This is a genomic window from Bacteroidales bacterium (assembly GCA_014860585.1).
Lineage (GTDB): Bacteria > Bacteroidota > Bacteroidia > Bacteroidales > 4484-276 > RZYY01.
Genome location: JACZJL010000114.1, coordinates 1 through 18,986 on the forward strand (window position 1 = coordinate 1; position 18,986 = coordinate 18,986).

The 18,986-nt window shown below is 44.0% G+C and carries 15 protein-coding genes; 11 read left to right on the plus strand and 4 right to left on the minus strand.

Features of this window, described 5'->3' with window-relative positions; all coding sequences use genetic code 11:
• The first annotated feature begins 9 nt into the window (after positions 1-9).
• Complete coding sequence (gene tmk / locus IH598_12230; GenBank protein ID MBE0639277.1) at positions 10-630, plus strand: dTMP kinase; 621 nt, start codon at positions 10-12, stop codon at positions 628-630.
• A 15-nt stretch (positions 631-645) separates the two neighbouring features.
• Here tmk and IH598_12235 read toward each other — a convergent pair whose 3' ends face one another.
• A complete protein-coding gene (locus IH598_12235; GenBank protein MBE0639278.1) occupies positions 646-1,884 on the minus strand; it encodes a DUF418 domain-containing protein in 1,239 nt (412 codons plus the stop codon).
• 99 nt (positions 1,885-1,983) lie between these two features.
• Here IH598_12235 and IH598_12240 point away from each other — a divergent pair, with 99 nt between their 5' ends.
• From IH598_12240 to IH598_12250, 3 genes are all read left to right on the plus strand, one after another.
• Entirely contained in the window at positions 1,984-3,177 is a 1,194-nt protein-coding gene (locus IH598_12240; protein MBE0639279.1) for a hypothetical protein, read from the plus strand.
• 18 nt (positions 3,178-3,195) lie between these two features.
• Entirely contained in the window at positions 3,196-3,663 is a 468-nt protein-coding gene (locus tag IH598_12245) for a hypothetical protein (protein ID MBE0639280.1), read from the plus strand.
• Positions 3,664-4,018: 355 nt separating this feature from the next.
• Entirely contained in the window at positions 4,019-10,813 is a 6,795-nt protein-coding gene (locus tag IH598_12250; protein ID MBE0639281.1) for a T9SS type A sorting domain-containing protein, read from the plus strand.
• A 77-nt stretch (positions 10,814-10,890) separates the two neighbouring features.
• Here IH598_12250 and IH598_12255 read toward each other — a convergent pair whose 3' ends face one another.
• Positions 10,891-11,484, minus strand: coding sequence for a 3'-5' exonuclease (locus IH598_12255; protein MBE0639282.1), 594 nt, complete (start codon positions 11,482-11,484; stop codon positions 10,891-10,893).
• Between the two features lie 152 nt (positions 11,485-11,636).
• On the opposite strand from IH598_12255, the gene IH598_12260 reads away from it, so the two are divergent.
• The 7 genes from IH598_12260 to mazG all read left to right on the plus strand — a co-directional run bounded on the left by IH598_12260 (position 11,637) and on the right by mazG (position 17,872).
• Positions 11,637-13,724, plus strand: a complete 2,088-nt coding sequence (locus IH598_12260; GenBank protein ID MBE0639283.1) for a CotH kinase family protein — start codon at positions 11,637-11,639, stop codon at positions 13,722-13,724.
• 239 nt (positions 13,725-13,963) lie between these two features.
• Positions 13,964-14,620 (plus strand): hypothetical protein, encoded by a 657-nt coding sequence (locus IH598_12265; GenBank protein ID MBE0639284.1) that lies wholly within the window; start codon positions 13,964-13,966, stop codon positions 14,618-14,620.
• 151 nt (positions 14,621-14,771) lie between these two features.
• Positions 14,772-14,984: a hypothetical protein gene (locus IH598_12270; protein MBE0639285.1), complete on the plus strand. Its 213-nt coding sequence runs from the start codon at positions 14,772-14,774 to the stop codon at positions 14,982-14,984.
• Positions 14,977-15,252: a type II toxin-antitoxin system YafQ family toxin gene (locus IH598_12275; GenBank protein MBE0639286.1), complete on the plus strand. Its 276-nt coding sequence runs from the start codon at positions 14,977-14,979 to the stop codon at positions 15,250-15,252. Before IH598_12270 ends, IH598_12275 begins: the two co-directional genes overlap by 8 nt.
• A gap of 119 nt (positions 15,253-15,371) precedes the next feature.
• Entirely contained in the window at positions 15,372-15,896 is a 525-nt protein-coding gene (locus IH598_12280) for a flavodoxin (protein MBE0639287.1), read from the plus strand.
• Between the two features lie 104 nt (positions 15,897-16,000).
• Entirely contained in the window at positions 16,001-16,936 is a 936-nt protein-coding gene (locus IH598_12285) for a virulence protein RhuM/Fic/DOC family protein (GenBank protein ID MBE0639288.1), read from the plus strand.
• 165 nt (positions 16,937-17,101) lie between these two features.
• Positions 17,102-17,872 carry a nucleoside triphosphate pyrophosphohydrolase gene (gene mazG, locus IH598_12290; protein ID MBE0639289.1) on the plus strand — a complete coding sequence of 257 codons (771 nt, stop codon included), beginning with the start codon at positions 17,102-17,104 and terminating at the stop codon, positions 17,870-17,872.
• A 58-nt stretch (positions 17,873-17,930) separates the two neighbouring features.
• Here mazG and IH598_12295 read toward each other — a convergent pair whose 3' ends face one another.
• Complete coding sequence (locus IH598_12295; protein MBE0639290.1) at positions 17,931-18,335, minus strand: OsmC family protein; 405 nt, start codon at positions 18,333-18,335, stop codon at positions 17,931-17,933.
• Between the two features lie 82 nt (positions 18,336-18,417).
• The gene (locus tag IH598_12300) at positions 18,418-18,984 is read right to left on the minus strand and encodes an isoprenylcysteine carboxylmethyltransferase family protein (GenBank protein MBE0639291.1); all 567 of its coding nucleotides are present in this window, start codon (positions 18,982-18,984) and stop codon (positions 18,418-18,420) included.
• Positions 18,985-18,986: the final 2 nt, after the last annotated feature.

The following is an 18,986-nucleotide window of genomic DNA, read 5'->3' on the forward strand; positions in this document are numbered from 1 at the left end:
AAAAAAACCATGAAAAATTTATTCATCGCCATCGAAGGCATTGACGGAAGCGGAAAAAGCACGCAAATCAATCTATTAAAGGAAAATCTCCAAAAGGCTGGCCACCACGTTTTTACTACTTTCGAACCAACCGACGGCCCAATCGGGAAAATGATCCGGGATATTTTCAACCACCGATTGGAAGCCGACCAGCGTACAATCGCAGCTTTGTTCGTCGCCGATCGGTTCGAACACCTGCTCAACAAACATCATGGCCTGGTAAGAAAAATGGAAGAGGGGTTTACGGTGATCACAGATCGTTATTACTTCTCCTCCTATGCTTATCATGGCGTACACATGCCGGTTGATTGGGTCATACGTTCGAATGCCTTGTGTGCGGAAATACTGCAGCCTGATCTCAACATTTTCATTGATATTGATCCAGAAACAGGAATGGAAAGGATCAGGAGAGGACGCGAGTCTGTTGAAATGTTTGAGACCCTCGAGAATCTCAAGTTAGTTAGGGAAAAGTATTTTGAGGTGATGGAAAGACTAAAACCGGAAGAGAAGATATTCATCACCAACGGCAACCGCCCGCCAGAAGAGATTGCCGAAGATATTTGGAAAGCGGTGAAAAGGATTGGGGAATGAGATTGATTGCTTTCTCTACTTCCTCATCGGTTGCCATTGCAGGTAAGTCAGGCTGCGCCAGAGCCACTCAAACGGACCAAACCTGAAATGCTTCAGCCATAAATTGCTTAGCGGTATCTGAACAGCAAATATTGCAATTGTTATCAGGATCCCCTGCCAGATGTTTACTTTTCCATAAAGTGCAAACCCATAGCTGAGATACAAAACGGAAGCGATGATACTGTGCATCAGATAATTGGTCAAAGCCATTCTGCCAACCGGTGCAAGTTTGGCAGAGAAGGATTTGAGATGGTCTTTGCTGATTAGCAGAACGATTCCGGAAACATAAGCCATTGTGAGGGCGGGACCGCCAAAGCCGGAACAAATCGTAGCAATTAAGGTGTAAATTGACGGCTGGTTCATTTGTCCCATCGAATAGATTGTAGTATAGATAATATTTAGCGGTAATCCGATGAGTAACCCACGGACGAATACTTGACGGAAGAATGGCAAATGATTTTCAGGATTGTTCAGATAACCTTTACGTGCAGCATATTGCCCTAAAAGAAACATGGCAAGTACGTTTGGATAAAAGAAGACAATACCGGGTAGTAACATGCCGTATTCGGTAAGCCGCATTTTTACGATATCCGAAAAACTTCCCGAAGGATAAACCTCTAAAGCCTTGGTAACGACTGCTGATAATCGTTGGGTGTTTTCGGCAAAACCTGCTTCCATGGCCGATTTTGCTTCGGGACTGAACCCGGCAAGAAAAACAAAAAAGACCATGATCGCATTGAGTGTTATGGGTACAAGGATGAAACCCAGCGCCCATTTCACCAAACTACGGTCTGGCGTTTTTTTGAACAGCAACAGCAAAAACCCGAATAATGCATAAAAAATCAGGATATCGCCCGGCCAAAGTAACGTCATGTGTGCAATCCCAAACAGCAACAGAAAAAATACCCGCCTGCGATAAACCGGAATGACTGTTTTGCCTTCCGGCATTGTTTTGTTTAAAAACAACCAGAAACCATAACCGAAAAGCAACGAAAACAGTACATAGAATTTACTTTCGAAAAAGAGTTTGATAAATCCTGTTGTCAGTTGGTTGGGCAGGTCAGTCCAAAGTTTAACATCCGAAAGTATGGTAACCAGCGGTGCATTCATCAGGGGCATGTTGACCATCAGGATGCCGAAAATAGCCAGTCCGCGCAGCATGTCAAGCGTTTGAATCCTTTGATTCCCGGGAATAGGTGTAAATAGACGTTCCATAATTTTTACAGATTTATTGTATTGGCAAAAAAAAGAAATATTTTTGATGAGCAGAAACGTGTAAAGTTTTGTTAATTTGTACATTGAAAAATTCGATCTATGGTACTTGCAAATCGTTATGTTTTAATTGAGGTCAGTGGGGCAAAACTTGAACAGGAATTTCTCGATTTTCCGTCGCACCTTTACAAGGAGGACAAGAATTTCATCCGGCCCCTCGATCAGGACGTGAATGCAATTTTTAATCGTCAAAAAAACAAATTGTATCGAAATGGCGATTCAAAGCGCTGGTTATTAATGGATGATAAGGATCAGACCCTTGGGAGAATTGCAGCTTTTTACAACCACGCTGTTGCAAAAGCCAACGATCAACCGACGGGTGGAATAGGCTTTTTTGATTGTATCAACGATAAAGAAGCGGCTGCCCTTTTGTTTGATGCTTGTAGAGACTGGCTTAAGGAGAACGGGATGGAAGCCATGGATGGACCGGTCAATTACGGCGATCGCGACAGTTTTTGGGGATGCCTGGTGGATGGGTTTTATGAACCGCTGTACAACATGCCCTATAATTTCCCTTATTACCAAGAACTTTTTGAGTCTTATGGCTTTAAGAACTATTTCAATCAATACACCTATCACCGCACAACCGAACCCGGAGGTGTGGATCCTGTAATTGAAGAAAAGGCAAACCGGATTTACAACAATCCTGATTACCATTTTGAGACCATCAACCTGAAAAATACAGATAAATATGCTGAGGATTTTATGGTGATTTTCAACAAAGCATGGGCAAGGTTTCCTGGTGTGAAGAAACTCTCCAAATCCCATGCGGTCGCTTTGCTAAGAAAAATGAAACCAATTATGGATCCCAGGCTGGTACTTTATGGCTATTATAAAGAGGATCCGATTGCATTTTTTATCATGATGCCCGATATTTACCAGATCATCCGTAAGTTCAAAGGGAAATTCAACCTGATCAATAAATTGAGATTACTTTACCTGCTTAGGGTAAGAAAGACGTGTACACGTATTGTAGGTCGAATTTTCGGTGTGGTACCCGAACATCAGGGCAAAGGGGTGGAAGGCGGTATCATCAAAGCTTTCCAGGAAGTAATTTCGGCATCAAGAAACTTCCAATACACTGATTTGGAAATGAACTGGATCGGCGATTTCAACCCCTCGATGATGAAAGTATGCGAACAAATAGGCAGCAAAATCCGAAAGACCCATGTCACTTACCGCTATCTTTTCGATCGCACCAAGACCTTCAACCGGTCAAGGAGGGTAAACATCTAAAAACCTTTGACCTGCATAATGGAATTTCTGCTTTCAGTTGACCTTGGTATCCGAACCGGTTTGGCTATGTTTGGATCCGACCAGAAGCTTTACTGGTTCCGTTCTCAGAATTTTGGTTCTTCTGCACGCCTTCGCAGGGCAATTCCCTGGTTGCTCAACCAGGAAGAGGATCTGGCTTATGTCATCATTGAGGGAGGCGGGCCATTGCTTAAAATCTGGGATGCTGAACTTCAAAGACGAAACCTTGAAGTGATCAAAATCATGGCAGATAACTGGCGCAGCGAGTTACTCTACTATCGCGAACAGCAAAACCGCAGCGATGCCAAATCCAATGCGATTATTTATGCCGGAAAAGTAATCGAAAAGCTTTCTGATCACAAGGCCACATCCCTCGATAATAACGCCGCAGAAGCAATCCTGATCGGACTTTACGGTATGCAAAGATTAAACTGGATTCGATCTGCAGGACAATACATGAGGAAATAGCTTACTATCCTTAAGTCTTTCCTTTTTGAAGGGCTGAAAATAGTTACCCAATAAAATTTCCATTTTAAATACTTTTTTACCAACCATCCGCGCCCAAATGTCCAGAGCTTTTTAGAATATGTTGGGGACTTCCGGGGAACTTACCTATGTGACGTATTGAGGTCAACAATCAAGGATAAATCCCGGATTTTTTAAAGATTTTAATTGATAAATGATGAAGGTTAGAATGACCGTTTAACAAAATTTAGGATTAATTAGTGTTTTTTTTGAAAATAAGGTAATTAATTACCTTAATTTTGTGATCGTCAATTCAATTTATTCATTCACACCCATTTGGGACTAAACCTGTTTAATTATGAAAAAGCTTAACACAATGGCATTGTTTCTTTTTTTGTGGTCGATGTTCACTTTGCAAGTCGCCGGACAAGATCATCCGGCTTTGAAAATCACAGCTAATCAAGAGGTTATTCAGCAGAAGGCCACACGTGACTTTTCGCTGCTTTACAGCCAGATGGACAATCCGTCTGATGTTGGAACCAATTCGCAGATGTATCCTGACTTTCCAACGTTTTCCTGCCAGGGAGCGGATGATTTCTTTGTTCCTGGCGGTGAAATATGGCAGATAAATTTGATTGAAGTTACCGGATTTTATTCTTTGGGGGGCGGTCCGGCTCTTAAGGCAAATGTTTTTGTGTATCAAAACAATCCGACAACCAATTCACCGGGTGAAGAAATGTATGCTTATTATCAGTATTTAGTTGAAGCACTTCCGGATGGTTCACTGTTACTTATTTTTCCAGTCCCACTTGTTATTCCAGAGGGTCATTACTGGTTATCGGTTCAACCAGTGATGGATTATACTACTTTCGGTCAATGGTTTTGGAGGCGACAGTCCGCCCCTACGATACTTGAAGAGTTTCACTGGCAAAATCCCGGCGGCGGTTTTGGTCAACCCAATGCGCTGACATGGCAAAAAGCTTCATTAATTGACTTTGGTACAACATCGGTGGATTACAATCTGAGTTTTGCTCTTTCAGGGACCATCGTAGAAGAGCCCGGCGAGATGAGTTTTGATCTGATAATAGGAAAATACTTAAATCCGGAGCCCTGGAACAATTGGGTCGGGGGTATTGGAGAAGTTACAAAAGTTACCCTGATACCCACAGGTGTTGGCTTAACACCAATGACCAATATTGAAGGGGTAAATTTTTCCTATTCTTCAGATGGACTCGTGTATGTTGACTTTTATTTTGATACAGAAGGTTCAAATATTGTTTTGAACAGCATTGGGCCGGATTATGGCGCCGGAGATGGCTGGAGCGGTTATTTGCCCCATGAAATGCTTCCACAGATCAATTTTGAGCTGTTCATTAAAGCTACTGTTAGCCTGTTAGACGGCTCTATGCATGAAGTTACAAAATCAATATTTTATGATCCTACACCTCCCTCGGCTGCAACAATTAATATTTATGACTGGCTTGCAGTTGAGGATGAAACCATCCTGATCAACATTCTCCCGGAACTGGCAGCCGACCTTGCCGAAGTGCAAATTGCAGTGGAAGACAAACCCGAAGAATTTCTGAAAGGTGTCGGTGATTACAGTCAGTTTGATGATGATGGTTGTGCCTCGGCCAGTGCTGCAGCCTGTCTGAAATGGTTTGCTGACTCGCTCGGAGATGACCAGATCATGGGCGGCCTTACCCTAGACCAGCTTTACGACCAGTTGTATGAAGATTTTCAAACCAGCCAACGGGTACTGGAGGATGGATCGAATATGTTCGGAGCACATTACGAAGATGTGGTAAGCGGTTTGAGAAACTGGATTGCGCAACATGGCAACGGATACCGGGTGAACCTGCAAAATCCGTTTAACTGGCAGGAGATGCGCAACCAACTGGAAAGAAGACAGGATGTGCTCACTACTTTTTACTATAATACGGACAATGGACAAGCCGGGCATCAGGTAACCTTTAATTCGATAAAAAACCGGCCTGAAGAAAACGGAACGATCCGTGTGGATTTTATGGATCCCTGGGGTGACGGAGAAATTCAACACGGCTACCTCAATCCTGAAACAGGCCAGATCACCGGTTACACAGGGGAGTTGTTCAATGAGGGAACAATTGCAGGAAATATAATCATTTGTCCTGTAGAAGAAGGAATTAACCTGCCTGAATCTCAAGCTGTTTCATCCGGACCTGACTTCCCACCGGTACTGATCAACCTGGGTGAACCCGGACTGAAATGGGTAAGATTACGGTTTATTGATTTTTCAGGTCACGCCTGGCAGGAGGACATTATTCTGGAAAGGATATTGCCCACACCTTTGCCGGTGGATGGCTATTTGCGAATCGGTGATTGGAGTATAGCTGAAAATTGGCATAACTGGATTGGCGGACAGGATGGGACGACACAATTACAACTGCATGGTTTTTCGGAGTTTCCGGTTGCCAAAGTCAGTTTTTTGGTGCAAATTGGAGATGAATGGGTGGTGTTTGATGAGGATGAAGATGGTTATGAACTCATTGAAAATACCACCGGAACGGGGAGCGGAGAGGGTGATGGCTGGAGTGGCTATTTTCCGCACAATTTCGTTCCACAGATCAATGCCGACCTGATGTTCAGGGCAGATGTAATTCTTGAGGACAACAGCACCTTCGAAGTGATGAATTCGATCACATACGACCCCACGCCACCGGATGACGTGCAATTGAACATAGAGGATTTTATGATCCTGCAGGATAATTTTTTGTTGTTGGATATAGAACCAGGATCAGCAAATATTCAGGAAGTGAATATTGAAGTGGTAACAAAGCCAGAGGAATTCAATAAGGGAATCCCCGGGATTACCCAACCCACCGGTGTAACCTGTGCCCCCACTGCTGCCGCTGCCTGTCTGAAATGGTTCGAAAGCCAGGGCGACACGCAGATCACCGCAGGGTTGACCAATGCAGCGTTGATCGACAGCTTAAAAAAATACTGCAAAACAAGTGCAACTGGCACACTTCCGGAAAATCTGGCCAATGGACTCAAAAAGTGGATAGAAGGTCATGGCAATGGATATACGATCAGGGGACCACTCCCATTTGACTGGAAAGAGATGCGCAATGAGCTGGAAAGAGGCCAGGATGTGCTGTCGGGTATCGCCTGGACAGGTGGTGGCGGTCACCGGATGACCTTCAATTCGATCAAGAACCGCCCGGAACCAGACGGTAAGATCAGGGTGGATTTTATGGATCCCTGGACCGGCCAGCAAGAGTGGGGTTACCTTGACCCGGCTACCGGTGAGCTCACCGGCTTTACCTCTACAGCAGGAAATTCAGGAAAACTCAAAGGGATCATCATCATTTGCCCTAAAGAAACGGCGCCATTGCCTGCATCCGGATATACCGTGACGGGTCCCAATCCGCCACCCGTCACCATTCCGGTTGATGATCCCGGGTTGTATTTCCTCCGCATTAATATCCTCGACCAGGACGGGCATACTTCGAGGTTCGACCTGGTGGTTGACCGGGTAGTTCCTGTGGAGCCCTTTGATGGTTTCATCAGCATTGGCGATTTTGTAAATCCTGAGCCCTGGAATAACTGGATAGGAGGAGTTGATGCGACCAGCACGGTTCAGTTGTTCCAAACCTCGGGAGAAGTGTCCATCGACAAGGTTGAATTTTCGTTCAGAAATGAAGACCTGACCTGGAGTGAATTCTATATTGATCTTGACGGCAGCCAGACCTCACTTAACACCCATGGCCCGCTCTATCCCGAAGGGGACGGCTGGAGCGGATACCTGCCGCATGCGCTGCTGCCACAAACCGACCATGAAGTCTTTATTAAAGCCGCAGTAACATTGACCGATGGCACAACCCATGAATTCATTCATTCAACATTCTATAATCCGACACCGCCTGATGGAGTGGAGATAAACCTCACGGACTGGCTGATCATTGACGACGAGACACTCTTACTTGAAATCAATCCTGGAACATGCACAGACATTCAGCAGATCGAAGTAGAGGTTGTGGAGAAGCCCGAAGAGTTTAACAAGGGCATTCCGGATGTATGGCAATTCCCGTATGATTACGGATGTGCTCCGGCCAGTGCTGCGGCTTGTCTGAAATGGTTCGAAAGTCAGGGTGATGATCAGATTGCGGGAGAATTGACTTCTGACCAGTTGCTCGATAGTTTGTACAAATACATGCACACCGATCAAAGGGTAAACGAGGAGGGAGACACCATCAGGGGAACCCTCCCCGCGGATGTGGTTTCGGGTTTGAGAGAATGGATAGAAAAACACGGGAACGGATACAGGGTAACACCCGTGCAGCCCTATGACTGGAAACAGATGCGTGATGAACTGGAAAAGGGGCAGGATGTGCTTACAGGTGTGCTGCATTCAACAGGCGGCCACATGATGACCTTCAATTCCATCAAAAACCGTCCTGAACCAGATGGCCGCATCCGGGTAGATTTCATGGATCCCTGGTCGGGAGAGGAGGAATACGGATACCTGAATCCCGAGACCGGAGTGATATCTGACTTTTCAAATCCTGACACCTTTGAAAGTGCCACGATTTTCCTGAATGTCATCGTTTGCCCCAATGAAACGACGTCATCAATGCCTTCACCTGATGTCGTGATTCCTGGTCCTGTGCCAGCCCCGACACCAATCGATGTAGGGGATCCCGGCCTGAAGTGGATCCGTATCCGTGTCATTGACCAGTCAGGTCATGTTTGGCAGGAAGATTTGGTGGTTGAACGTACCGAACCAATAAATCCGTTTGCTGATGTTATCGTCAAAATCGGCGATTACATTGGGTCAGAGGATTGGTACAATTGGTTTGGCGGACCAGATACAACAACTCCGGTTCAGCTTTTGGATCTGCCGGGCGTTGGCGATGCCTGTTACGATATTCAACTGGTGAACTTTTCCTGGTCAGCTGATGGGATTGAATGGCAGTTATTCGACAGCGATGACGATGGATCAGAACCCTACGAAAACACATTTGGCAGTTTTCCTTCTGAGGGTGATGGCTGGACCGGATACATCGAGCATGCCAACCTGCCACAAAGTTATCAGGAGATTCTGTTCAAAGCTGAAATTGTCACCGACATGTGTGGTTCGTTCGAAGTGGGAGGTTCGAAAAACTTTGATCCAACACCTCCTTCGGGTGTAATCATAAATGTTGAAGATTTTGTCATGATAGAAAACAATGAAATAGTGCTGGAAGTAAACCCGGGCCTTTGTTCCAATCTGACGGGCATTCAATACAACATCACCAAAAAACCCGAGTACTACAACAAAGGCATTCCACATGTGGGTCAGCGCGAAGGAGACCACCCGAATGGGGGTAATGCCTATTGCGCACCAACTGCGGCAGCTGCCTGCCTTAAATATTTTAACGACCCGTTTGCCACTGGTTTCATCGACAGCATCCATGTTTTGATAGATTCACTTGCAAGAATTTGCAGAACGGATTCGATAAGAGGAACCGCTCCTTCCAATCTTGCCGGAGGTATGTTGGAATGGATCCTGAGATATGGATTCCATTATTCAGTGCGTGGTCCGCTGGCTTTCAACTGGCACCAGATGAGATCGGAGTTGCTGCGCAGCCAGAACGTGCTATCCGGCATATACTGGCCAAATGGTGACGGGCACCGCATGACCATGAATTCGATAAAATTGCGACCTGAAAAGGATGGAAAAGTCAGGGTTGATTTTATGGATCCCTGGACAGGCAAGGAAGAATGGGGATATTTGAACACAACTACCGGTCAGCTGACAGGTTTTACCGGAGCCGGCGCCAGCGGCAGGTTAGGAAATATCATTATCGTTTGCCCCCGTGAGCCAGAACCTGTATTACCAGATTATCCTTATTTGCCTGGAAGTGGTGGAGTATTGACCACGATTTCAGTACCTGATCCCGGCCTTTATACACTGGAAGTACGGGCGATCAATGAATCAGGAAGCATTTACACCCATTATTACATTCTGGAGAATCCGGTTCGCCAGGAAGTCGCTTTAAATGCCGGATGGAGTGGTCTTTCTTCTTATGTTGTTCCTTCTGATGACAACTTCGAGGCAATCTTCGGATCCGCTATTGACGATCTGATTATTATGTATAATAACGATGGCATGCTCTGGCCTGCTGAAAATATCAACACGCTGGGATTCTGGAATGCAGACGAAGGGTATGTGATAAAAATGGCCGCTGATGCCACTGTAACGTTCACTGGACAACCCAATCCATTGACAACCGTTACACTCACGGAAGGACTGAATATTCTGCATGTTCCAACCGAATGCGGCATGTTAACATGGGAAGTATTCGAACAATTGAACGAAAATTTCCTCTATATCCAGGGAATTGCCCTTCCACAAATATTTATTCCCATGTATGGTATCGACAATTTGAATATCCTCGAACCTGGCAAAGCCTACTTCATCGTTACAACCCAGGATGTGACCCTCACTTTCCCTGAATGCGGGGTTTCTCGTGGAGATGAAAAGGGACAGATTATTTTTGAAGAAGAGGAATCACCCTGGGGAGTTACCATCAAGTCGCCAGTAAGTCATAATATTGTCGTAACCTCTCATGCAACGGGTTTTTTGAACCCTGGTGATTTTATCGGGGTGTTTAACCCGGCCGGACAACTTGCCGGATATGTATTGGTGGGGGAAAGCCATTCGTCGGTCAATGTTACCGTTTTTGGGAAAGATCCTTTCAATTCTGTTGCTTCCGGGATGAATGAAGGCGAAAAGTTTGAATTCAGGTATTATGATAATGCCTCACGATTGACCAGAACTCTTGAGCCGGTTTATGACGCTTCGCTTCCCGCTGCAGGAACGTTCCAGCCTTTTGGTCTTTCGGTAGTTATCGGGTTTAAAACCAGTTCCTTATCCGTTACTATCCCGGATGTCAGTGAAATCACCCTGTATCCCAATCCAAACGACGGTACCTTTACCATTATTCAGAACAATGACCAGCCATTTATCCGATTTGAGGTTATTGATCCGACAGGTCAATCGGTTAGTGAGGGAGCGCTGCAGGCGCAAACGACAATCAATCTGAAAAAAAGAACCGGCGGAATCTATTTTATCCGGCTTTCAGGACCAGGAACAGTTTTATTGAAAAAAATTGTGATTCAACGGTAAATGCCGGATTGAAGGGTAACACAATAGGGTTGCTTCGGCGACCCTGTTGTTTTTATGGTTAGTCGGATTCTATGGAATTATTTGAAAACCAACTCTTTTGTCAGGTCGAACAGGGCAATAAAGCATTTTGCTGTCAATCTGGAATCTTCAAGTGCATTATGGGTTTCGCCTTCACGCTCAAAGCCAAAATAAGCCGCTACATTGGTGAGGCTATGCGACCGGGGAACTTTTTTACCATTATTTTCCAGGATCATAAATGCATATTGCGAAATGCTGCTCAGTTCAAGCATCCGGTAGGAAAACGGCCAGGGTATTTTTTCCTTTTTATAGGCATAAGTCAGAAAATTGATGTCGTTGATGATGCTCTGGCCACAGATCACGATACTTTTTAAAGAATCCTGTTGTCGAAAGAAGAGACTTTTCCTCATCCAGGCCTCAAACTCCTCCAGTACTTCGTTTAGCATTGGTGCTTCATCAAGATCGTCGATGGAAATCCCGTGAATCTCCTCAGAATGCCCGGAAAAAGCATCTTCATTTTCAGGATAAACATTACTGAGGAATTCTCCCCTGAACTTCCAGTCATCATCGTAAACTTCGGCGCCGATCTGAATAATCTCATTGTAATCGGGTTCCGGCCCGGTCATTTCTAAATCAAGGACAAGGTAAGGCATTGTTTTTTTTGTGGCAAAAATAGAATTATTCAGGTTCAATTCCATTTAAAACATGAATACCTCTGTTTTCTAATTATTTATCCATAGCTTTGCAAAAAAAAACTTTGGTATTATTTGATTTTTCTTCTTGCTTAAATACAAAAATGCAGGCCATGTCACGCTTCGCCCACTTCTCTATACTCCTGAAACTGCTCTTCCCTATAGCGCTGATAGCGTTTACAACGACCCTGTATTCACAGAATTTTACCGATAGTAACCTTCCGATCGTAATCATCAACACCGATATTGACCCCAACACCGGCCAACCCGCAATCATTCCTGATGAGCCGAAGGTGCTGGCTACCATGAAAATCATTTACCATCCGGATGGCTCACGTAACTATGTGAGCGATCAAAACAACCCGGATTATCTTAACTATAATGGCCGTATCGGAATTGAACTCCGGGGCACAACGTCTCAATGGCCGCCGAAAAAACCGTATGGCCTTACCACGCTGAAAGATGATAACCAGACCAACAATAACGTGGAAATTCTTGGCATGCCCAGCGAGAACGACTGGATTCTGAATTCTTTTGCATTTGACCCCTCTCTGTTGCGCGACGCGCTTTCTTATCAACTCTCCAGAAACATTGGAAACTATTCCACTCGTTTTGTTTACTGCGAGGTAATGGTGAACGGGGATTACAAAGGCCTTTACATTTTTATGGAAAAAATAAAAATTGACAATGACCGCCTGGATTTGGTTAAACTCACTACTCTCGACAACACATTACCTATTGTTACCGGCGGATATATTACTAAGGCGGATAAAAATACCGGGGGCGACCCGGTAGCCTGGACCATGCCCTCCTATTCCGGCCCCTGGGCTAATGTGGATTACATTCACGACAATCCAAAGCCGGAAGATATCACCACTCAACAACATAACTATATCTATAATTATTTCATGGCTTTCCAGCAAACGATGACTAGCGGGAATGCTTCACTGGTCACCGGGTACCCCTCCAAGATCGATATTCCTTCATTTATCGATTTTATGATCATTAACGAACTGGCCTCCAATGCGGATGCTTATCAGTTCAGTACATATTTTCACAAAGACAGAAGCGGAAAATTGCGCGCAGGCCCTATTTGGGATTTGAATTTAACCTACGGCAATGACTTATTTTTATGGGGTTTCGACCGAAGCCATACAGATGTGTGGCAGTTCAACTATGAAAATCGGGGATCAAAATTTTGGAAAGACTTGTTTGACCATGCTACCTTTAAATGCTACCTGGCCAAAAGATGGAATGAACTTGCAACATCGGGGCAACCACTCAGCTACGCTATTGTGACCGGCCAAATTGATGAGATCGTCACTCTGATCTCAGAAGCAACTGTCAGAGAAAGCCAACGCTGGGGAACTATTGGTAATCACGCCAATAATATTGCCGAAATGAAAACCTGGCTTCAGGAACGGATCACCTGGCTAAACGCGCAACTCAACAACTACCAGAACTGCGCCAACCCTGATGTGCCGGAATTGGTTATCACAAGGATACATTATCACCCTTTGGAAGAGCAGGGATTTGCCGAAGATGAGCTTGAATATATCGAAATTCTTAACAATAGCAGTGAAACTGTTGACCTGACAGGTATCTATCTCAAGGAATTAGGAATTAGTTACCAGTTTCCACCCAACACGTTTATCAGTCCTTTTGAAACCATACAATTGGCTGGTAATGCTATAGCTTTTGAGCAGTTTTGCGGGATTACCCCCTTCGGGCAATATACCCGGTACCTTTCCAACAAATCACATAATCTGGTTTTATGCGATGCTTTTGGAAATATTATTGACGAAGTTGAATACTTCGACTCGGCGCCATGGCCAGAGGAAGCAGATGGCGATGGTCCTCACCTCAAACTGATCAGCCCCGAGCTTGATAATAGCCTGGCTGAAAACTGGATCGCCTCAACCGATCCTTTGCTTAGCCTTTCGAGACCCCGAAACCAGGTACATCTTTCGTTGTTTCCTAATCCTGCCCCTACCAGCTGCCTCATCGAAAGTGACCACCTGATCATCAACTGCCGCCTGACTGACGTCTTTGGAAAAACCGTAATCGAGGACCAACACCCCCTATCTTACTCTCATACCCTTATAGTTGAGAATCTGAAACCGGCAACCTATATCCTGATCACCAGCTTTGAAGATGGGTCAAGAACAATTAACAAACTTGTTGTTTGTAGAGCCAACTAAAGGTTACTCATTTAGCATTCCGGGAAGCAAATCAAAATCCATGCGTTTACTAGGGGCTTTGACTTTATTAAAAGCCAATAAAGATAAGTATTCCAGAAATATTCAGCCTCCTTTTTGTCCACTTGACTGAAAAGTAATTCCTTTATATTGAATACAGAATCATTACTGTTCTTTTGAAAAACAAATTACCTTTGCTCAAAGAATTTTGAATTTGAACAACTACTAAAAACCCAAATCAAATGACAAGTCAAAAATCGAATGAGTACAGTAAAAAGCAGAGTCGCATGTCGCGGATCATCAAAATCAGGGGGATCCTATTAGGGCTTGCTGCCGCTGTTGTGGCTTATTATTACCAGATGGATGCGTTAAGTTTTAAGACTGATCTCGATATTACTGATGTCCCCCAGCTATTCGGTTACCTGATTTTAATTGCCCTGTTTGTAGAAAGAGCCATTGAGTTATTGCTTGCGCTTTGGCGCAGTGCTGAAGCTGACAGCCTTGACAGGAATATTGAGAAACTGAAAGAAAGAATGGCAAAAATTTCTGACAATACGGAAGCAGAAAAGGAAGCCAAGCGCCAAATTATGACAGAGATTGAACTTGCAGAGGACGACAGGGTAGATTTCAAAGCTGAATCACGGTTGGCAGCTATTTGGACAGGGATGGTTATTGGTGTGATCATTTCAACGATTGGTGTCAGAATACTGGGAAGTATTTTTGAAGACCCGGTTTCATCTCATAAGATTCACATGGGGCTTTTTATTGTTGTTGACGTATTTCTGACAGGTTTTGTCCTGGCCGGCGGATCTGGCGCCATACACAAAATCATGACGCTTTACGATAGTGCCATGACCCGTGCTACCGAAAACAACAAGGCGAAAAAGGGGCAGAGCTAATTGAAAAGCATATTTTAAAGATTTTGGTTTTTGCTTGAAATTCAGCAATTCATGAGACCAATAAGAGGTGATTTTGATCGTTAAAATATTTGTAGTGTGGGTATGAGTATTCAAGTTTAAACAGTTATAGCTTTATATAAGTTAATTGACAATGACAACAATACGCATTGATACAAAAACAAAACCTGCCAGAGAATTGGTGAATTTCCTGAGGTCGCTATCGTTTGTACAAGTCCTGGAGGCTAAAGAAGTTGACAGTGAGCTCAACGAAGAAACGATTGAGGCGATCAGGGAGTTCGAATCCGGTGAAAGTGTTGTATGTGAGAATTATGATGACTATCTGAAAAAGATAGAAGATGTATAGGATTGTTTTTACTAAAAAGTTTCAACGCGATTATAAACTAGCTCAAAAACGGGGCTTAAACAATGATCTGCTCAATGAAGTTGTAAGGCTGTTAGCATCAGAAAAAAAATTGCCTCCCAACAACAAAGATCATTTACTAAAAGGAAACTACATAGGTTTCAGAGAATGTCACATTCAACCGGATTGGTTACTGATCTATCTAATTGATAATGACAGAAAGATAGTAAGCCTGATCAGAACCGGAAGCCATGCGGATTTATTCAGCTAAATGAAAAGGTTTTCACCCTGGAAAATCATAATCTATTAAGCAGCTTGGCGACCCATCAACCCAAAAGATGTATTTTTGTTCCTTAATCAAATCAAACAAAATCAGAAAAACTGGATACAATGAACAAAATCGGATTGTTTTACTGGCCCAAAGGGGGCAATGTCGAGTATTGCGCTAAAAAGATCGCAGCAAAACTTAACAACTTTGAAACAGAGGTTTATAGCCTGAATATGATCAGGGAGCTGGACCTGCCATTTTACGACCTGGTGATTGTGGGTGGCTCCACTTCGGGCGCTGACATCTGGGAAAATGCAGCCGACAACAACTTGTGGTTCGACTTTTTTGCCCGTCTCGAAGGAGCAAATCTCCAGGGGAAACCGGTTGCTATTTTCGGCCTTGGCGACCAGGTGCTTTACCCCGACCACTTTGTGGATGGCATGAGTGTGATCAAACGGGAATTAGATCGTGTGGGCGCTTCACTTGTCGGGCGCTGGTCCACCGACAGTTACGACTTCACCGGATCCGAATCGCTGGAGGAGGGGAAGTTCATCGGCCTTGCTCTCGACGAAGACCAGCAACCCGAACTCACCGATCAGCGAATTGAAAAATGGATTAACCAGATTTTGAAGGAGGCCGGGTTGTAAAAAGGTTTTGTTTTTATGAAACCTCCAATTTATTATCCCTGCCCTAACCAGCAGGGATTATTGTTTTATTGGTTAACAGGCTTTTAAGTTTAAAACATAATAAAATGTCCGAAGTCATCAAATACATAGCTCCAGAAACCGAAATTGAACTTGAAGTCGGTTTTGAAAGGGATACTGTTTGGCTTTCACAAGATCAAATGGTGGCTCTTTTTCAGCGCGATCAATCTGTAATTTCAAGGCATATAAAAAACGTTTTTATTGAACGGGAATTGGATGAAAAAAGCAATATGCAAAAAATGCATATTGCAAATTCTGATAAGCCAGTCATGTTTTACAACCTTGATGTGATCATTTCTGTTGGATACCGTGTAAAATCTCTTCGTGGCACCCAGTTCCGAATTTGGGCTACAAAAATTCTGAAAGAGAAACTGCTCGAATCGGTGAGGCGGAAAAGTACAGCAGAGGAACTGGTGAATGTGGTTAAATACATTGGCAGGATCACTCAGGGTAGAGCGCTGGAAAAGGAAGAAGCGGTGGGCTTGCTGTATGTGATCACTGATTACAGTCATGCCCTGGAAATGCTGGATAAATACGATCACCAACTCCTGGAATTAAAAGCAGGGTTGAAAGAATCAACACTAGTTACCGTTGAGGAAATTAGGCAACTTATTGCTGAGATGAAAACGAAATTTGGGGGTAGCGCCCTTTTCGGACTTGAAAAAGACCGGTCACTCGAGAGTTCCGTGACTGCCATATACCAGACTTATGACGGTAAAGAGTTGTATCCTTCACCGGAAATCAAAGCTGCAAACCTGCTTTACTTTTTGGTAAAAAATCACTCCTTTGTTGATGGCAACAAGCGTATTGCTGCAGCATCATTTATCTTCTTTTTGCATAAAAACAACCTCCTGTATAGCGATTATGGCGCAAAAATCATTGACAACAACACCCTGGTGGCTTTAACATTGATGCTCGCCGAAAGTAATCCGGCTGATAGAGAAATGTTAGTTAAGGTAGTTGTAAACTTGCTAAATAGATAAAGTACTACAAAGAGATTGGCTTTTATAATAACCTCCAACTATTGATATCTGGCAAAAAAAGCGGAGTTTTTAGTTTCGGAATTTGCCTGTCACAAATCTATTCACCGCTAAGGCAACTATTTGCTAATTTTGCAGGCATTAACAACCCTCAACTAATACCGGAAAATGAAAGAAAAATTGGCTGCTTTTGAGCGCCTGCTGAAGATTATGGACGACCTGCGCGCCGGTTGTCCCTGGGACCAGAAACAGACGCTTGAAAGCCTCAGATACCTCACCATCGAAGAAACTTACGAACTCTCCGACGCCATTCTCGAAAAGGATATGATCAACATTAAGAAAGAACTCGGCGACCTGATGCTACACCTGGTTTTTTACGCAAAAATCGGTTCTGAAACCGGCCACTTCGACATCAAGGATGTGCTGGACAGCATCAGCGAAAAGCTGATTGAACGTCATCCGCATATTTATGGCGACGTGAAAGTGGCCAACGCGGAAGATGTGAAAAATAACTGGGAGAAGATCAAATTGCGTGAAAAAGACCGAAAGTCGGTGCTGGATGGTGTGCCCAATTCACTACCGGCAACGGTGAAAGCATACAGGATGCAGGAAAAGGCCCGTGGTGTGGGTTTCGATTGGGAAAATGCAGACCAGGTTTGGGAAAAGGTGAAAGAGGAAATGCAGGAACTCCAATGTGAAGTGAAAAATGGTGAACCCGAGAGCATGGAAAAAGAATTTGGCGACCTGATGTTTTCGCTTGTTAATTATGCCCGCTTCATTGGTGTTAATCCTGAAGATGCTTTGGAGCGCACCAACAAAAAATTCCTCCGGCGGTTTAAATACATCGAAGAACAAACTAAAAATCAGGGAAAAAACCTAAAGGAACTAACCCTTCAGGAAATGGATGCCTTTTGGGATGAGGCAAAGAAGTGTGAATAGTGAAGCCATCAATGGCTTCATTACGAAATTCCCGCTTACGACTCAGAGGAATCAACCCTTAAAAATGAAACTCGAGGTTTTTCTTCAGATCAGGATGTAAACTTTGAAAAACAGGACAAGTAAGAGCTGATTGACGGATAATGGTTTTCTGTTTTTCGGTGTAGTCATTTTTCGGGAAATAAAACTCAACGATTACCTCACTCACCCGTCGTGGATTGGCAGCCATAATCTTGGTGATGTTGATCTTGGTTCCGTCAATACAGAAACCGTGCGTATTGGCAGCAATCCCGATAATAGTTACAGCACAGGCTCCAAGCGAAGTAGCCAGCAGATCGGTGGGTGAAATCGCCTCTCCCTTTCCCTGGTTATCGGGCGGTGCATCGGTGATAAATTGTTGACCCGAGCGGGTATGGGTTATCCGGGTGCGAAGTTCCCCCAAATATTCAATGGTAGATGTAGTCATTATTTCATATTTTTACGTTGGAGCAAATTTAAATCAAACCTTACAACCGCTACAAAATCTTTCATAACCCTGAGATTTCAATTCACAAATACCTTCTTGTGTGCTTTTTGTATATTGAATACCGCTGCCCAAATTTTTTCTCAAGAAACGCTTCTTCTTTGAGAATGATGAGGTGATGCAGGTAAATTCCGGTCACACCAATTGGTAAACTTATGATGTTTGGTACGATTAAAACCGATGAAATAGTCAGCAGGATAACTCCCAGATACATTGGATTGCGGCTGAAACGATAAATTCCGTTGGTTTGCAGTTGGATAGTGTCATTTTTCGGAAGTCCCATTTTGGTAAATTTCCCCAGATCGGCCAATGAAAGGTAAAGAAAGCCTGAAGCAATTATCATGATTAAAATACCGGCAAGTTGAACGAATTCGGGCAAACGATAACTGGGAATTTGCACACCGGCCATATGCACAACCATCAGTAAAACCGGGAACAACGCAGCAAATTTGGAAAACAGCACAACAAAATTAGTGATTGATGCCTTTCCGTAAAGCTCCCCTCCCCGTTTCCTTACAGCATGAATTGTCATAGCCATCCGGACAGAAAGGACGAGAAACAACAGCAGAACAACTAAACTTTGGGTTCCCAAAA